This window comes from Nocardia pseudovaccinii, assembly GCF_050942345.1.
GTDB classification, from domain to species: domain Bacteria; phylum Actinomycetota; class Actinomycetes; order Mycobacteriales; family Mycobacteriaceae; genus Nocardia; species Nocardia pseudovaccinii.
This window is the reverse complement of sequence record NZ_CP192074.1, coordinates 2648774-2665810: the sequence shown is the minus strand read 5'-3', so window position 1 is coordinate 2665810 and position 17037 is coordinate 2648774. Positions and strand designations below refer to the sequence as shown.

15 protein-coding genes and 1 riboswitch are annotated in these 17037 nt (G+C 66.0%); of the genes, 4 read left to right on the top strand and 11 right to left on the bottom strand.

Annotation, left to right across the window (positions count from 1 at the left end; all coding sequences use genetic code 11):
* Position 1: 1 nt before the first annotated feature.
* The 4 genes from rnc to ACQPZ2_RS12085 form a co-directional block, all read right to left on the bottom strand.
* Positions 2-724 carry a ribonuclease III gene (rnc, locus tag ACQPZ2_RS12100; protein ID WP_433525620.1) on the bottom strand — a complete coding sequence of 241 codons (723 nt, stop codon included), beginning with the start codon at positions 722-724 and terminating at the stop codon, positions 2-4.
* 22 nt (positions 725-746) lie between these two features.
* Positions 747-929 carry a 50S ribosomal protein L32 gene (gene rpmF, locus ACQPZ2_RS12095; protein WP_014987105.1) on the bottom strand — a complete coding sequence of 61 codons (183 nt, stop codon included), beginning with the start codon at positions 927-929 and terminating at the stop codon, positions 747-749.
* A 54-nt stretch (positions 930-983) separates the two neighbouring features.
* A complete protein-coding gene (locus tag ACQPZ2_RS12090; protein ID WP_433525619.1) occupies positions 984-1613 on the bottom strand; it encodes a YceD family protein in 630 nt (209 codons plus the stop codon).
* A gap of 77 nt (positions 1614-1690) precedes the next feature.
* Positions 1691-2437: a DivIVA domain-containing protein gene (locus tag ACQPZ2_RS12085; RefSeq protein WP_433525618.1), complete on the bottom strand. Its 747-nt coding sequence runs from the start codon at positions 2435-2437 to the stop codon at positions 1691-1693.
* A gap of 303 nt (positions 2438-2740) precedes the next feature.
* On the opposite strand from ACQPZ2_RS12085, the gene ACQPZ2_RS12080 reads away from it, so the two are divergent.
* The gene (locus tag ACQPZ2_RS12080; RefSeq protein WP_433525617.1) at positions 2741-3256 is read left to right on the top strand and encodes a GtrA family protein; all 516 of its coding nucleotides are present in this window, start codon (positions 2741-2743) and stop codon (positions 3254-3256) included.
* 62 nt (positions 3257-3318) lie between these two features.
* Here the strand turns inward: ACQPZ2_RS12080 and coaD are convergent, their stop codons facing one another.
* From coaD to ACQPZ2_RS12065, 3 genes are read right to left on the bottom strand one after another with little or no spacing between them, the layout of a single operon-like run.
* Positions 3319-3804, bottom strand: coding sequence for a pantetheine-phosphate adenylyltransferase (gene coaD, locus ACQPZ2_RS12075; protein ID WP_433525616.1), 486 nt, complete (start codon positions 3802-3804; stop codon positions 3319-3321).
* A gap of 54 nt (positions 3805-3858) precedes the next feature.
* Positions 3859-4419: a 16S rRNA (guanine(966)-N(2))-methyltransferase RsmD gene (gene rsmD / locus ACQPZ2_RS12070; RefSeq protein WP_433525615.1), complete on the bottom strand. Its 561-nt coding sequence runs from the start codon at positions 4417-4419 to the stop codon at positions 3859-3861.
* Positions 4416-7820, bottom strand: coding sequence for a pyruvate carboxylase (locus ACQPZ2_RS12065; protein ID WP_433525614.1), 3405 nt, complete (start codon positions 7818-7820; stop codon positions 4416-4418). Before ACQPZ2_RS12065 ends, rsmD begins: the two co-directional genes overlap by 4 nt.
* Positions 7821-8125: 305 nt before the next feature.
* Positions 8126-8330: riboswitch (cobalamin riboswitch) on the top strand.
* 140 nt (positions 8331-8470) lie between these two features.
* Between ACQPZ2_RS12065 and metE the strand changes: the two genes are divergently transcribed.
* Positions 8471-10726 (top strand): 5-methyltetrahydropteroyltriglutamate--homocysteine S-methyltransferase, encoded by a 2256-nt coding sequence (metE, locus tag ACQPZ2_RS12060; protein WP_433525613.1) that lies wholly within the window; start codon positions 8471-8473, stop codon positions 10724-10726.
* A gap of 371 nt (positions 10727-11097) precedes the next feature.
* Here the strand turns inward: metE and ACQPZ2_RS12055 are convergent, their stop codons facing one another.
* The 3 genes from ACQPZ2_RS12055 to prpB form a co-directional block, all read right to left on the bottom strand.
* On the bottom strand, positions 11098-11478 hold the full coding sequence (locus ACQPZ2_RS12055) for a nuclear transport factor 2 family protein (RefSeq protein WP_433525612.1): 381 nt from the start codon (positions 11476-11478) through the stop codon (positions 11098-11100).
* A 94-nt stretch (positions 11479-11572) separates the two neighbouring features.
* Positions 11573-12691: a bifunctional 2-methylcitrate synthase/citrate synthase gene (locus ACQPZ2_RS12050; RefSeq protein ID WP_433525611.1), complete on the bottom strand. Its 1119-nt coding sequence runs from the start codon at positions 12689-12691 to the stop codon at positions 11573-11575.
* Positions 12684-13682 (bottom strand): methylisocitrate lyase, encoded by a 999-nt coding sequence (gene prpB, locus ACQPZ2_RS12045; protein WP_433525610.1) that lies wholly within the window; start codon positions 13680-13682, stop codon positions 12684-12686. Before prpB ends, ACQPZ2_RS12050 begins: the two co-directional genes overlap by 8 nt.
* 26 nt (positions 13683-13708) lie before the next feature.
* Here prpB and ACQPZ2_RS12040 point away from each other — a divergent pair, with 26 nt between their 5' ends.
* Positions 13709-13885, top strand: coding sequence for a DUF1737 domain-containing protein (locus ACQPZ2_RS12040; protein WP_433525609.1), 177 nt, complete (start codon positions 13709-13711; stop codon positions 13883-13885).
* Positions 13886-13893: 8 nt separating this feature from the next.
* Here ACQPZ2_RS12040 and prpD read toward each other — a convergent pair whose 3' ends face one another.
* Complete coding sequence (prpD, locus tag ACQPZ2_RS12035; protein WP_433525608.1) at positions 13894-15408, bottom strand: 2-methylcitrate dehydratase PrpD; 1515 nt, start codon at positions 15406-15408, stop codon at positions 13894-13896.
* Between the two features lie 149 nt (positions 15409-15557).
* On the opposite strand from prpD, the gene ACQPZ2_RS12030 reads away from it, so the two are divergent.
* The gene (locus ACQPZ2_RS12030) at positions 15558-16979 is read left to right on the top strand and encodes a short-chain fatty acyl-CoA regulator family protein (protein WP_174566235.1); all 1422 of its coding nucleotides are present in this window, start codon (positions 15558-15560) and stop codon (positions 16977-16979) included.
* Positions 16980-17037: the final 58 nt, after the last annotated feature.

The following is a 17037-nucleotide window of genomic DNA, read 5'->3' as shown; positions in this document are numbered from 1 at the left end:
GTCAGGCTTCGTCTGTCAGCGCCTGATAGGCGGCGCCCGCGGCCTTCTGCTCGGCTTCCTTCTTGGAGCGGCCGACGCCCTGACCGTACGGACGACCGCCGATCACGGTGGTCGCGGTGAATTCCTTGTCGTGGTCGGGACCGGTCGAGGTGATCTCGTAGCTGGGCACGCCGAGGCCACGTTCGGCGGTGAGCTCCTGCAGGCTGGTCTTCCAGTCCAGTCCGGCGCCCATCCGCGGTCCGCGCTCGAGCAGATCGGCGAACAGCCGCAGCACCACCTCACGCGCGACATCGATACCGTGCTCGAGGTGGACCGCGCCGAGCAGCGATTCCATGCCGTCGGCGAGAATGCTCGGCTTATCCCGGCCGCCGGTGAGCTCCTCGCCCTTACCGAGCAGCAGGTGCACGCCGAGCCCGCCCTCGCCGAGCCCGCGCGCCACCTCGGCGAGCGCGTGCATATTCACCACGCTCGCCCGCAGCTTGGCCAGTTCGCCCTCGGACTTGTCCGGGTGCTCGTGGTATAGCCGCTCGGTGATGCTCAGGCCGAGGACCGAGTCGCCGAGGAATTCCAGACGCTCGTTGGTCGGCAGCCCGCCGTTCTCGTACGCATACGACCGGTGCGTCAGCGCCAGCCGCAGCAGATCGGCCCGCACGTCGACGCCGAGCGCCGCGAGCAGGCTCGCATGTTCACCGGACGCGCCGGATTCGTCCTTACTGGCGGTCACGTCGATACGACAGGTCGAACGATCAGACAGCAGCGGTGACCTGGCGGCCCTTGTAGGTGCCGCAGGAGGGGCACGCGATATGCGGCAGCGTCTTCTCGCCGCAGGCGCGGTTCGGGCACGTGATCAGGGTCGGCGCGGTGGCCTTCCACTGGCTGCGCCGCGACCTGGTGTTGGAACGGGACATCCGGCGCTTCGGAACGGCCACGACTACTTCTCCTCTTGTCCTATTGCTTGCCGGTACGGCAGCACTGTCTCGGTCTTAATGGTCTGTGTTGGTTGCACCCGAATCGGGGCTGCCATTGCCGGGCGACTCGCCGGCGAACTTCGCCAACCCAGCCCAGCGAGGGTCAAGTATCTCATGCCCATGGCCGGAACCCGCAATCGCCATCCGGACACCGCATTCCGGGCACAGGCCCGTGCAGTCCGGAGTGCACAGCGGCTGCAGCGGCAGCTCCAAGCCGATCTGGTCCGTGATCACCGGTTCCAGGTCGATCTTGTCGTCGACGATGCGGTAGATCTCGTCGTCCTCGGTGGTCTGCTCGGTCGCGCTGTGCGGGTAGGCGAACAGTTCGGTGAGGTGAATTTCCACCGTTCCGGTGAACGGTTCGAGGCAGCGCGCGCACTCACCGGCCGTCGGCCCGGAGACCGTCCCGGTGACGAGCACACCCTCGGACACCGCCTGCAACTGCAGATCGAGGTCCACCTCGGCGCCCACCGGAATGGCGATCAGATCCAGCCCGATCCGCCCGTCGGTGGTGACGACGCGATGCATCTCTTTCATCGTGCCGGGGCGACGGCCCAGGCTGATGACATCCAGCACGAAACCCGCGTCCGGCGCACGGCGCGAGGCCGAACGAGGGCGCGAATCGGGACCGGAACCGGCGGACATCACGAACTCACTTCACATTCGAGGGGAAATGGGCAACCACTCCACAATACGCGAGGGCCCGGCGCGGACCCAAACCGTCAGCGACGGTAGTCGGCCGCGTAATCCGGAGCGCCCGCACCCGAGCGCAGTTGGTGACGTCCGCCGCGCACGGTCCGCAGAGTGGAGTTGAGGGTCTCCTCGAAGTCGGCGAGCCTGCTGTCGACGTAATGGTCACATTCGTCGCGCATCCGATCGGCCTCTTCGTTCGCACCGTCGATCAACCGGGCCGATTCGGCATGCGCGGCACGCACCACTTCGGTCTGCGTGACCAAGCGGTCGCGCTCGACCTCACCCTCGGCGACCGAGCGGTCATAGGAGGCCTTGCCCGCCTCGATCATCCGCTCGGATTCGATGCGGGCCCGACCGGTAACGGCCTCGAATTCGGCATTGCCGTCTGCGACGATGCGGTCGGCCTCGGCCTGTGCGGTATTCACCAGGTGGTCGGCATGCGCGCTCGCCTCGGCGACCATGCGGTCTGCGTGCGCCTTGGCGTCGGCGAGAATCCGATCAGCTTCCTCGCGGGCCGATCCGATGGTCTGGTGCGCCTGGTCGTTGGCGGTGGTCACGGTCGTCTCGGCGGTATTGCGGGCGTCGGAGACGATCTTGTCGCGATGATCGAGCACATCCTGGGCGTCGTCGAGTTCGCCGGGCAGTGCATCGCGCACGTCGTCGAGCAGTTCGAGCACATCACCGCGCGGCACGATGCAGCTGCGGGTCGGCGGGATGCCGCGTGCTTCTTCGACAATGGCGACCAGCTCGTCGAGAGCTTCGAATACGCGATACATGCTCCTACCCCACTCTCGTGCAGACCTACGGCGAAACTTTCCGCCGTCGCCCAGTGTGCCCCTCGTCACGGCTCGTGCCGAGTCCCCCACCGGTGTGTCGTGTAGGTGTCTCGTACGCCACAAAAACAAGTGGAGGATATGTCTCCACTTGGTGTTACATTTATCGGGAAGGTCGCAACAAGATCTTCTTAAGTGGATCGCAGGCCCTGACCGGGACTGTGGGGTTAGAGGAGGCCGACCGGGCGGATTGCGATGACCATCGCGGTTGTCCGTACCGAAGGCTCGTGTGGGATCGGAAAGACAATGACCGTACTGGAACTACCGCGAACGGCGGTTCTGCCGACAAGCAGCCTGTACACGCCGTGGGTGGGGCCCTACCCCGTGCTGCAGCCGGGGACGGCCGCTCGGTTCGGCCAGTTGATGCAGTATCTGCGTGGCGACCGCGCGCTGGCTCAGCTGATCCGCTTCGCCCTGGTCGGTGGTTCCAGCAATATCGCCTACGTACTGCTGTTCTTCGCGATGCACGGCGTCGGTCCCCTGGTCGCCAATATCGCGGGCTCGGTCGTGAGCACCGTGATCGCCAATGAAATGCACCGTCAGCTCACCTTCCATGCCGCGGGCCGGGTCGGCTGGTTCACCGCTCAGTGGGAGGGCGGCGGGCTCGCGCTGGTCGGACTCGGGATCACCACCGCCGCGCTGGCCGCTCTCGAACTGTGGGCACCCGGCATGGGCGGTACGTTCCAGGCCGCTGCTGTCCTGGTCATTACCGCCGCGGTCGGCGGTATGCGCTTCCTCGCCCTGCGTGGCTTGGTCTTCTGATCAACAGCCCATACAAATCCGCCCCGGTTCTTCGGAACCGGGGCGGATTTCGTTGGGGGCGTTCAGCCTTTGCGTTCGGCGAGGCGATCGAGCAGGCGCTTGTGGACGGCCGGTGGGAGCATGTCGGTGACATCGCCGCCGTAGGTCGCGACCTCCTTGACCAGTGAGCTGGACAGGAAGCTGAAGGTCGGGTTGGTGGCGATGAAGAAGGTGTCGACGCCGCTGAGCTTCTTGTTCATCTGCGCCATCTGCAGTTCGTAGCCGAAGTCGGTGGCATCACGCAGACCCTTGACGATCGCGCCGATCCCCTCCTGCTTGGCGAAATCCACCGTCAGCCCCTGCCAGGACTCGACCCGCACATTGGGCAGGTGCGCGGTGGCCTCGCGCAGCATCTCCATGCGCTCCTCCACGCTGAACATGCCCTGCTTCTTGGGATTGACCATGACGGTCACCACGACCTCGTCGAACTGAGCCGCGGCCCGCGCGAAGACGTCGATATGTCCATTGGTCACCGGGTCGAACGAGCCCGGGCACAGCGCTCCTGCCATGAACAGACGGTATCAGGAGGCCGGATCCGCACCTCGAATGCCGCGACGGCGGAGTTACTCCGGGGCGAATTCGGCTAGTTCGATACGGGTTTCACCGTATTTGCGCGCCTTGGCTGGGATATAGCCTGCGGGCCAGACGATCTCGGGTGAGCGGATGGAACGCTCCACCACGACGAGGGCCTCCGGTGCCAGCCAGTCGTGTTCGGCGAGGGCGCGCAGGTCGGCGATGACCGTCACCGTGTCGACGTCGTAGGGCGGGTCGGAGAAGACCACGTCGTACTTGCCCGCACCGCCGCCCGCCAGGACAGTGGCGACGGAGCCGATGCGGAGTTCGGCGCCCGGCAGGCCGAGGTCGGCGATATTGCCACGCACGATGGCCGCGGCCTTGCGGTCGGATTCGATGAGCATGGCGTGGGTGGCGCCGCGGGAAAGCGCTTCCAGGCCCAGGGCGCCGGATCCGGCGTAGAGGTCGAGTACGCGGACGCCGTCGAAATCGATGCGGGCGTCCAGGGCGCTGAACAGCGCCTCGCGCACCCGATCGGAGGTGGGCCGGGTACCCGCGGGCGGGACGCGTAGCCGCCGCCCGCCCGCGGTACCCGCGACGATCCGGGTCATTCGGCCGCGGACTCGCGCACCGTGAGTTCGACCAGCAGGTCACCGCCTTCGACCTGCTGCACCTTGCCGATCGCGACCCGGCCGACGATGCCCGCGCGCGGCGCGGTGATCGCGGCCTCCATCTTCATCGCCTCGATGGTGCCGACGATATCGCCCGCCGCGATCGAATCGCCTTCGGACACAGCCAGTGTCACCACACCGGCGAACGGGGCGGCGATATGGCCCGCGTTGTTCTTGTCGGCCTTCTCCGCGGCCGGGATATCGCTGGCGATGGAGCGGTCGCGCACGGCGACCGGACGCAGTTGGCCGTTCATGATGCACATGACCGTGCGCATACCGCGCTCATCGGGTTCGGAGATGGCCTCCAGTCCGATGAGCAGGGTGACGCCCTTCTCCAGTTGCACGCGGTGTTCCTCACCGCGGCGCAGTCCGTAGAAGAACTGGTTGGCCGACAGGCCCATGGTGTCGCCGTACTTTTCCCGGTGCGCGAGGAATTCGGCGGTGGGACCGGGGAAGAGCAGGCGGTTGAGTGTGGCGCGGCGCAGTTCGGAGGACCCGGCGAGTCCGGCCTCGTCAGCGGGGGTCAGCGGGGTCTCCGGCTTGGCCGGTCCGCGTCCGGCCAGTGCCCGGCTGCGGAACGGTTCGGGCCAGCCGCCCGCCGGGTTGCCGAGTTCGCCACGCAGGAAACCGATGACCGAATCCGGGATGTCGTAGCGGCCCGGATCGGCGGCGAAGCTTTCGATATCGACGCCGGTGCCGACCAGTGCGAGCGCGAGGTCGCCGACCACCTTCGAGGAGGGCGTGACCTTGACCAGTCGGCCCAGCAGCCGGTCCGCCGCAGCGTATTTCGCCTCGACCTCTTCGAAACGGTCGCCGAGGCCGAGTGCGATGGCCTGCTGACGCAGATTCGACAGCTGACCGCCCGGGATTTCGTGGGTGTACACCCGGCCGGTCGGCGCGGGCAGCCCGGATTCGAAGGGCGCGTACACCTTTCGCAGCGCCTCCCAGTACGGCTCCAGATCGCAGACGTTCTGCAGGTTGAGACCGGTGTCGAATTCGCTGTGCGCGGCAGCGGCGACGATCGCGGAAAGCGCTGGCTGACTGGTGGTTCCGGCCATGGCTGCACTCGCGCCGTCGACCGCGTCGGCACCGGCCTGCCAGGCGGCGAGGTAGGTGGCCAGCTGACCGCCGGGGGTGTCGTGGGTGTGCACGTGTACCGGCAGGTCGAAGTTGCTGCGCAGCGCGGAGACCAGGGTCGCGGCCGCCGGAGCGCGCAGCAGGCCCGCCATATCCTTGATGGCCAGCACGTGCGCGCCCGCGTCGACGATCTGCTCGGCGAGCTTGAGGTAGTAGTCGAGGGTGTAGAGGTTTTCGTCCGGGTTGGACAGGTCGCCGGTGTAGCTCATCGCGACTTCCGCGATGGCCGTACCGGTTTCGCGCACCGCGTCGATGGCCGGACGCATCTGGTCGACATTGTTGAGTGCGTCGAAGATGCGGAAGATATCAATACCGGTGTCGGTCGCTTCCTGCACGAACGCGCGCGTCACCTGCTCCGGGTACGGCGTGTAGCCGACGGTATTGCGTCCGCGCAGCAGCATCTGCAGACAGATATTCGGCACCGCCTCGCGCAGTGCGGCCAGCCGCTCCCACGGGTCCTCGAACAGGAAGCGCAGCGCCACATCGTAAGTCGCGCCGCCCCATGCCTCGATCGACAGCAGTTCCGGGGTCAGGCGCGCGACATGTCCGGCGACACCGAGCAGACCATTGGTACGTACCCGGGTGGCCAGCAGCGATTGGTGCGCGTCGCGGAAGGTGGTGTCGGTGACGCCGACGGCCTTCTGCTCACGCAGCGCCTGCGCGAAACCCTCCGGGCCCAGGCGCAGCAGCCGCTGACGGGAACCGTCCGGCGGCGGCACGCTCAGATCGATGGCGGGCAGCTTGTCGTGCGGGTACACCCTGGTCGGACGCTCGCCGTGCGGCTTGTTCACGGTGATATCGGCGAGGTAGTTCAGGATCTTGGTGCCGCGGTCGGCCGAACCGCGCAGGGTCAGCAACTGCGGGCGCTCATCGATGAACGAGGTGGTGACCCGGCCGGCCTTGAAGTCCGGATCGTCGAGCACCGCGAGCAGGAACCCGATATTGGTGGTGACGCCGCGGATGCGGAATTCCGCGAGTGCGCGGCTGGCCCTGGCCACGGCGGCGTGCAGATCGCGGCCGCGGCAGGTGAGCTTGACCAGCATCGAGTCGAAGTAGGCGCCGATCTCCGCGCCCAGGTTCGCGCCGCCGTCGAGGCGGATGCCCGCGCCGCCTGGGGTGCGGTAGGCGGTGATGCGGCCGGTGTCGGGGCGGAAGCCGTTGGCCGGATCCTCGGTGGTGATCCGGCACTGCAGGGCCGCACCACGAATGGCGACCTTGTCCTGGCTCAGACCGAGTTGATCGAGGCTCTCCCCCGCCGCGATGCGCAGCTGGGACTGCACCAGATCGACATCGGTGATCTCCTCGGTCACCGTGTGCTCGACCTGGATACGCGGGTTCATCTCGATGAAGACGTGGTTGCCGCGCTCGTCGAGCAGGAATTCGACGGTGCCCGCGCAGCTGTAGCCGATCTGGCGGGCGAAGGCCACGGCATCGTTGCAGATGCGTTCGCGCAGTGCCGGATCCAGGTTCGGGGCGGGCGCGAGCTCGATCACCTTCTGGTGGCGGCGCTGCACCGAACAGTCGCGCTCGAATAGGTGCATGACATTGCCGTGCTGGTCGGCCAGGATCTGCACCTCGATGTGGCGCGGGTTCACCACGGCCTGTTCCAGGAAGACGGTCGGATCACCGAAGGCCGACTCCGCCTCGCGGGACGCGGCCTCGATCGATTCGCGCAGCTGCGCGGGATCGGCGACCCGGCGCATGCCGCGGCCACCGCCACCCGCGACGGCCTTCACGAAGATCGGATACTCCAGCGCCTCGGATGCGGCCAGCAGCTCGTTCACATCGGCCGACGGCGCGCTGGACTTCAGCACCGGCAGACCCGCCGCCCGCGCCGCCTCGATCGCGCGGGCCTTGTTACCAGCCAGTTCGAGCACTTCGGCCGACGGACCGATGAAGGTGATGCCCTCGCGCGCACAGGCCGCCGCGAGGTCCGGGTTTTCGGACAGGAAGCCGTAACCGGGGTAAATGGCATCGGCGCCCGCGGACTTGGCCGCCTCGATGATCGCCTCTATCGACAGGTATGCCCGGACCGGGTGTCCCTCTTCGCCGATCTGGTAGGACTCCGCGGCCTTCAACCGGTGGACCGAGTTGCGGTCCTCGTACGGGAAGACGGCGACCGTCCCGATGCCGAGTTCGTAGGCCGCGCGGAAGGCGCGGATGGCGATCTCGCCACGGTTGGCAACCAAGACTTTCGAGAACATTGAACTAAGGTACCCGGCCCGGAATCGTGGTCTGACAGGGAAGTCCCATTAGCGGAATATTCACAACGAGTCCTAGCAGAGTTGCAAAGTTTTGTTCACCTCACCGACACATCTCACCGTCCGTCGCGGTCACAAGTGCGGGCGGGCGCCACTGTCGGCTCGAACGCATCTGGCGACAACTTCGCAAACGCGCGATACACCGAGTGCGGTGCAATTCGATTGTGCGGCCACCTATGCTGGTTAGCGCAGCTGGTTCGCCGTGCGTAGACGAGATGGAGCCCCGACGTCGCGTCACGGAGTCGAGTTCGCGGATCGGTGTAACCGGTGCGCGGACGAGAGGGAACCCGGTGAGAATCCGGGACTGTCCCGCAGCGGTATGCAGGAACGACCGCCGTCATCAGCACTGGGTAAATACCCGGGAAGCGACGGCCAGTAGGTGAGCCCCGTACGGGGTCGGCCAGAAGGCCCGTGCCCGCAAGTCCGAAGACCTGCCAGCCGTGTCGGATACGCCGTATCCGGCGGCCACCGCCTCGTGGATTGGGCGCGCGGACCTCTGTGCGATTGTCGGGCTCCATCGGTGCGCCGGCACGTCATTCGGTCTCCGCTAGCTCGTAGGGCGATGGTCTTCGATCTCAGCACTGGAGAAATTCGTGACTGTTACGCATAACCCGTTCACCGCGACGGTTCTCGGTCTCCCGCGGGTGGGGCCGCACCGTGAGCTCAAGCGCGCCACCGAATCCTACTGGGCCGGACGCATCGACGCGGAGCGACTGCACGCGATCGCCCGCGACCTGCGGCGCGCTCAACTGACCGAATTACAAAGCGCCGGAATGGATTCCATCCCCATCGGCACCTTCTCCTATTACGACCAGGTGCTCGATACCGCAGTACTGCTCGGCGCGCTGCCGCCCCGGGTGGCCGGAATCGCCGATCCGCTGGATCGCTATTTCGCGGCGGCACGCGGCACCGACACGGTCGAACCTCTGGAGATGACCAAATGGTTCGATACCAATTACCACTATCTGGTGCCGGAAATCGGTCCGGAGACGGTGTTCTCGCTGGATCCGGCCAAGGTGCTGGACGAGCTGCGGGAGGCGCTCGCACTGGGGGTTCCTGCGCGACCGGTGGTGGTCGGACCCGTCACCTTCCTGAAGCTGGCGAAGGCGGCCGGCGGTGCGGCACTGGATCGCCTCGACGAGTTGGTGCCGCTCTATCGGGAGCTGTTGCGGCTGCTGGCCGTGGCGGGCGCGGAATGGGTACAACTCGACGAGCCGATCTTGGTCACCGATCTGACCGCTGACGAGGTCGAACTCGTGCGGCGGACCTACACTGAACTGTCGGCCACGACGGATCGCCCCGCGCTGCTGGTCGCCACGTACTTCGGCAGGCCAGGTGCGGCGTTGAGCGGCTTGGCCGAGACCGAAATCGAAGGTATCGCACTGGATTTCACGGTAGACGCCGATCTGTCCGGTGCGCCGGCGCTGGCGAACAAGCTACTGGTGGCGGGTGTGGTCGACGGCCGAAATGTCTGGCGGGCCGATCTGGAAAAGGCTTTGGCGACGCTCGGCACGCTGCTGGGATGCGCGAAATCCGTTGCGGTGTCGAGTTCCTGCTCATTGCTGCACGTGCCGTACACCTTGGCGAACGAAACCGGCCTCGACGAGCGGCTGCGTTCGTGGTTGGCGTTCGGTGCGGAGAAGGTCGCCGAGGTGCGGTTGCTCGCGACCGGACTGAGTGCGGGACCCGAGGCGATCGCCGACGAATTGGCCACGGTCCGTGCCGCCCTCGCCACCAGGCGCACCGATCCTCGGTTGGACAATTCGCAGGTGCGGGCGCGGCTGGCCACGCTCGGTGCGGATGCGACTCGGCGGGCACCCGCGCAACAGCGACGGGCATTGCAAGCCGAGCGGCTGCGGTTGCCATCGCTGCCGACCACGACGATCGGCTCGTATCCGCAGACCTCGGCGATCCGGCTGGCGCGTGCGGCACTGCGCAAGGGCGAGATCGACCAGGCCGAGTATGTGCGACGGATGCGGTCCGAGATCGCGGATGTCATCGCGTTGCAGGAGCAGCTGGGCCTGGATGTACTGGTGCACGGCGAGCCGGAGCGCAATGACATGGTGCAGTACTTCGCCGAGCAATTCGACGGATTCGCCGCCACCGAAGCGGGCTGGGTGCAGTCCTACGGCACCCGTTGCGTGCGGCCGCCGATTCTGTTCGGCGATGTGGCGCGGCCCGCGCCGATGACCGTGGACTGGATCGGCTACGCGCAATCGTTGACCGATAAGCCGGTCAAGGGCATGCTGACCGGCCCGGTGACGATTCTGGCCTGGTCGTTCGTCCGCGATGATCAACCGCTGGCGGATTCGGCACGTCAAGTGGCGCTGGCGATCCGGGACGAGACTGTCGATCTACAGGCCGCGGGCATTCGGATCATCCAGGTCGACGAGCCCGCGCTGCGGGAACTGCTGCCGCTGCGCGCGGCCGATCAGGGCGAGTACCTGGAATGGTCGGTCGGCGCTTTCCGGTTGGCGACCTCCGGGGTATCGGATGCCACGCAGATCCACACCCATCTCTGCTATTCGGAGTTCGGTGAGGTCATCGATGCGATCGCCGGATTGGATGCCGATGTGACCTCGATCGAGGCGGCGCGCTCGCATATGGAGGTGCTCGACGATTTGAATGCCGCAGGCTTCGATCTCGGTGTCGGACCGGGTGTGTACGACATCCACTCACCGCGGGTGCCGAGCGTGGAGGAGATCACCTCCGCCCTGCGCGCCGCACTGAAGGCCGTTCCCGCCGAACGGCTTTGGGTCAATCCGGATTGTGGATTGAAGACACGTGGACCAGTCGAGGTCGAGGCGTCACTGCGCAATCTGGTCGCTGCTGCGGCAGCGGTGCGCTAAGCGGATAGTGCGCTCGTCCTCTCGAGGCGGGGGCGAGCGCATCTGCCCGGGTTCGCGCCATCTGGCAGGCCCCCAAAGCCCGCGCAGCCTGATAGCGCGGTGTGTTCACCGCGCTATCAGGCTGCATATCAATGAGATTCGGCCCCGGGGAAAGGCCGGAGCCGACGGCGCGGCGTGTACCTCTCACAACTTTCGCCGTTGCGGACCATCGGCCGCAGGCGCGACCGTGCGCTCAGTCCCCGCCGCCAGGCCGTATGACATTCCGAGCAACGATCCATGCGTAACCCCTCCTCATACGTCGCCATCAGATATCACCCCCGATGTCCTATTCGACGCATGGCCGACCGATTCGGTTCCGCCGATTCCCTCGACTATTCGGCCTCGGTTCCGAATGCGCGATTGATGGCGGCCATATCGAAGTAGTCGCGCCAGGCGGTGATGGCGCCGTCGGCGACCTCGAAGACGCCCACTACCGGCAGCGGTGTGTCTTTGCCCAGGCCACGCAGGATATCGGTGCGTTCGTTCATGACAATATTCCCGGCGGCGACCTGGTGGTGCACGTCGAATTCGATGGATTCGAAGGTGCTGAGGAAACCGGCGATGAAATCGCGGATGGCAGCGCGACCGTTGATGGGTTCCATCGGAATGTTGTGGTAGACGGCGTCTTCGGCGAAGAAGGCGCTGATCCGGTCCGGGTCGGGATCGGCCCAGCTGCGGCACATGGCGGTGACGATTTCGTCGGGGCTCGGCATTCGGTTCGCTCGCTTCCTTGCGCAGATGCGATCGGGCACATCGGTCGATTCGATCGCCCCGATTACACCAAACAATTGCTTGGTTGCGCCAGGATCAGCCCTGGCCCAGCAGTTCGCGCTGCGGCACCCCGACGTATTCGGACAGCGGACGGATCAGGGCATTGGCGGCGGACTGCTCGATGATGTGAGCGGTCCAGCCGGTGATGCGACTCAGCACGAAGATCGGCGTGAACATCTCGATGTCGAAGCCCATCAGGTAGTAGGCGGGTCCGGCCGGGAAGTCGAGGTTGGGTTCGATGCCGGTGGCCTCGGCCATGGCCTGCTCCAATGCGGTGTACATGCGCAACCAGCGCTGGCCACCGGTCACCTGTACGACGTGGTCCAGAGCCTCGCGCATCGTCGGCACCCGCGAGTCGCCGTTCTTGTACACGCGATGCCCGAACCCCATGACCTTCTGTTTGCCGGACAGCTTGGCGCGCAACCACTCCGCTGCCAGTTCGGGCTCACCGATCTCCAGCATCGTGCGCATGACGGCCTCGTTGGCACCGCCGTGCAGCGGACCCTTGAGGGCACCGATCGCGGCGGTGATCGCACTGTACATATCCGACCGGGTCGAGGTGACCACACGCGCGGCGAAGGTGGATGCGTTGAAACTGTGCTCCGCGTAGAGGATCAGCGAAATCTCGAAGGCGCGCACAATGCGCGGATCCGGCACCTTGCCGAAGCACATGTTCAGGAAGTTCTCGGCGAAGCCCAGATGTGAATGCGGCGCAATAGGATCCAGTCCACGACGGCGGCGCATGTCAGCGGCGACGACCGTGGGCAACACCGCGGTGAGCCGTAACACCTTCGCCAGCAATGCCCGATCACCTTGTCCGGCATCGAGTTCCGCATCCTCCGCGCCGAGGTAGCTGACCACGGTCCGGACCACGTCCATCGGATGACAGTTCTGCGGCATCTTCTCGATGAGCGACAGGATCGAGCGATCGATGCGTCGCTGGGCGCGTTCACGCTGACACAACAGTTGGAGTTGGGCGGCGTCGGGGAGTTCGCCGTACCACAGCAGATAGGCAACCTCCTCGAAACCGCAGTGCCGGGCCAGATCCTGCACGGTATAGCCGCGATAGGTCAGCGAATTCGTCTCGGGCACAACCTTGGAGATGCTGGTGGTATCGACCACCACCCCGGCCAGGCCCTTCTTGATTTCAGTCATCGGTCAACTCGCTCACTCCTCCGCCTCGCTGGCGCTCGGCTCCGTCGTGCGCCAAGCGCGCTGTGCTTATGGTTCGCTCGCTACGCTCGCTCACGGTGAAATTGAAGATTCCGGAATCGAAGTCGTTGTACTGCTGGTAGTCGAGTAATTCGTAGAGTCGCGCCCGATGCTGCATCTCACCGACCAGCCCGGATTGCGTTCCGGTGGCGGCGATTTCACGCAGGCCGCGCTCTACCGCGAACATCGCCAAGCGCAGCGTGGTCACCGGATAGATGACGGCGTTGTAGCCGAGATCCGCCAGGATTGGAGCCGATAGCAACTCCGACTTGCCGAATTCGGTCATATTCGCAAGCAGTGGAATATCCACCGCCGCACGGAACTTCGCGAATTCGGAGGCATCGGCGAGTGCCTCGGTGAAGATGAGGTCGGCACCCGCGGCGGCATACGCCTCAGCCCGATCGATCGCCGCATCCAGGCCCTCGGTCCCGCGCGCATCGGTGCGCGCGCAGACGACGAAGTTCGGGTCCCGGCGGGCCGAGACCGCGGCACGCAACCGACGGACCATCTCGTCTACCGGAACCACGGCTTTGCCGTCGAGATGCCCACAGCGCTTGGGATTGACCTGGTCTTCGATATGGCAGCCCGCGAGCCCGGCATCTTCCAGCAGGGTCACCGTGCGCGCCGCGTTCATCGGCTCGCCGAAGCCGGTATCGGCATCGATCAGCACCGGCAGGTCCGTCACCCGCGCGATCTGCTGTCCCCGAGCAGTCACCTCGGTGAGGGTGGTCAGGCCGATATCCGGCAATGCGAGTTCGGCAGATACCACTGCGCCGGAGACATAGACGCCCTCGAAGCCGAGCTCCTGAATCAGCTTGGCCACCAACGGGTTGAAGGCTCCCGGCCAGCGCTGGATTTGCCCGGAGGCCAACCCGGCGCGCAGTGCCACACGTTTGTCGGCAGCGCTCGTGGCGGCGGCGAGCAGTCCGGTCATCGCGACCACCGTCCTAGGCTGTGCACATGACCGAAGATCGTCCCCTGCGCTATCGTCTGATCACCAGCGTCGACGACGCCACCTTCTGCGAACGGATCAGCGGCCTGCTCGATCAGGGCTACCGGCTGCACGGATCGCCCGCCGTCACCTTCAACGGCACCGATGTGATCGCCGCACAGGCGCTGATCTGGGGCGAAGGGTAGCGCCGACATCAGAAGATCCCCGCGCGCACTTGCGGTGCCCGCCGCATAACCTCGGGCGAAACCGTGAACGTCAGCTGATCCAGTTCCCCGGGGGCCAACTCCGGCGTGCGCTGCACCATGTCGAGGAAACGGTCCTGCTCCGCGGGTTCGATCACGCCCTCGGCCAGCGTGCGGAACTTCGCGATATACTGCTCGCGCGCGAACGGCCGCGCACCCAGCGGATGTGCATCCGCCACGGCGAGCTCATCGACAATCGTCTCGCCACTCTTCAGCGTCACGACCGCCCGTGCCCCGAAGGCCTTTTCGTTCGGATCGGTGGCGTGGTAGCGGCGCGTCCATTCCGGATCCTCGACCGTCGAGATCTTGCGCCACAGCGCGACGGTATCCGCCCGACGTGCGCGCTCGGGCGCATAGGACCGCTCATGATGCCAGCCGCCGTCCTGTAGCGCGACCGCGAATATATAAGGAACGGAATGGTCGAGAGTCTCGCGGCTGGCGTGCGGATCGAACTTCTGCGGATCACCGGACCCCGTGCCGATGACCACGTGCGTGTGATGGCTGGTATGCAGCACGATGGTGGCGATCTGATCGAGATCGCCGATGCGCACCCGCATTCGGCGCGCGAGATCGATGGGCGCTTGGCTCTGGTACTCGGCCGAATGCTCTTTGGTGTAGCTGTCGAGAATGGCCCGCTTCGCCTCGCCTGGGCTCGGCAGCGGCACCTGATATTCCGCTTCCGGCCCACCGAGCAACCACGCGATGACGCCGTCCGCCCCCTCCCAGATCGGTGCGGGCGCACCCTCGCCGCGCATGGCCCGATCGACTGCCTCCACCGCCATCTTCCCGGCGAATGCGGGGGCATACGCCTTCCAGCTGGAGATCTCGCCCTTGCGCGACTGCCGGGTGGCGGTGGTGGTGTGCAGCGCCTGCCCGATCGCCTGATAGATCGTCTCGGTGTCCAGGCCCAGTAGCGTCCCGATGCCCGCGGCGGCCGATGGACCGAGATGTGCGACGTGATCGATCTTGTGTTCGTGCAGGCAGATTCCGCGCACCAGGTCGATCTGGATCTCGTAACCGGTGGCAAGGCCGCGGATCAACGCGGCGCCACCGCGACCGGTGTGCTGGGCGACGGCGAGGATCGGCGGAATATTGTCGCCCGGATGGGAGTACTCGGCGGCGAGAAAGGTGTCGTGAAAGTCGAGTTCGCGCACCGCGACTCCGTTCGCCCACGCGGCCCACTCCGGTGACACCCGGCGCTGCGGCGGCAAGCCGAAAACCGTGGCGCCCGACCGACGCGCATCCGGCTGTGCGAGTGCCTGCGCCCGCGCATTCGTCACGGGGCGGCGGACCAGCGCGGCCGCCGCGACGGCGGCATTGTCGATGATCCGGTTCACGATCATCGCGCTGACCTCAGCGGTCACCTCGACCGGATCCGCGGCGACCTCGGCAATTCTGGTGGCCAAATGTTCTGTGCGCGGAAAGTCCGCGGCGGCGGCGCGGGCGCGTACGATGTGGGTTTTCATCCATCCTCCGGTTCCAGACGGGCCAGCGGCCCTACTTCGCACGCTACGCAGGATTGATCTTCGGCAAAATCCCTTGCAATAGCAGATTTCTGCGGGCGAGAATCCTCCATTTTGCGATGATTGCGAATTCCGAGGGCTACCATCTTGCGGTGCGCAAGATGTACGCGGGCGCCCGACTGAGACGGTTGCGCGAGGAACGGCGAATGACCCAGGCGGCACTGGCGAAATCCCTGGATCTATCGCCCAGCTACCTGAACCAGCTCGAGCGCGACCAGCGACCGCTCACCATTCCGGTGCTGCTGAAGCTCAACTCCACCTTCGACCTCGACGTGCAATTCTTCGCGGCCGACTCCGATGCCCGGCTGGTCTCGGATCTGCACGAGGTGCTCGTCGATGCGGCGGGCGGTGACAGCGCGCCACTGACCGAGGTGGAGGAACTGGCGACGCGACTGCCGGAGGTCTCCCGAATCGTCGTCGCGATGCATCGGCGATTACGCGCGGCGACAGATCAACTCGATCTGCTCTCCGCACGGGTGGCCGCGCCGACGGGCGCACCCGGCGTGCCCATGCCGTACGAGGATGTGCGGGATTTCTTCTACGACCACCACAATCACATCGCGCAACTCGATCATGCGGCCGAACAGCTCTTCGAGGAGTGCGGCCTGAGCATCGGGTCACTCGATCGGCAACTCGCGAGAGTGGCCGAGGAGCGCGCCGGGGTCACCGTGCTGGTGCGCGGTGACGGCGCGGATCCGTCCATCCCGAAACGGCATTACGATCCGGACAGCCGCACGCTGACGCTGGCGCGGCGGCTGCGTCCCGGGCAGCGCGCATTTCAAATAGCCACGACCCTCGGTTTTCTGCTGTACGGCAAGGATCTGGATGCCGTACTCGCCGAAACACCGTCGCTCACCGGCGAATCCAGGACGTTGGCGCGCATCGGGTTGGCAAATTACTTCGCGGGCGCGCTGGTGCTGCCGTACGGCCGCTTTCTGCGGTCGGCCGAGGAACTGCGCTACGACATCGATCTGCTCAGTCTGCGTTTCGAGGTCGGCTTCGAGACCATCTGCCACCGGTTGAGCACCCTGCAGCGGCAGGGGCAGCGCGGCGTTCCGTTCTTCCTGGTGCGCACCGACCGGGCGGGCAATATCTCGAAACGCCAGTCCGCCACGGCATTCCATTTCTCGCGGGTCGGGGGCAGCTGCCCGCTGTGGGTGGTGCACGAGGCATTCGCCAATCCTGGTCGCATCCTGACCCAGATGGCGGCGATGCCCGATGGCCGACGCTACCTCTGGATCGCCCGCACCGCGCTGGCGGGACCCCACGGATTCAGCACAGCGACAAAGGATTTCGCGATCGGTCTGGGTTGCGATATCGAATACGCCGACCGGCTCGTCTATTCGAACGGCCTACACCTCGACAGTCCGGCCGCAGCGGTGCCGATCGGCGCGGGCTGCAAGGTCTGCGAGCGCCCCTCCTGCCCACAGCGCGCCTTCCCTCAGATCGGCAGCCCCCTCGCAGTCACTGAGCACATCAGCACGGATCTGCCCTACCCCCGAGTCCTGCGCTAGTTCCGGACAATTGATCACCGTGCGCTGGTGCAGGCAATCGTCGAGAAGGCCACTCATC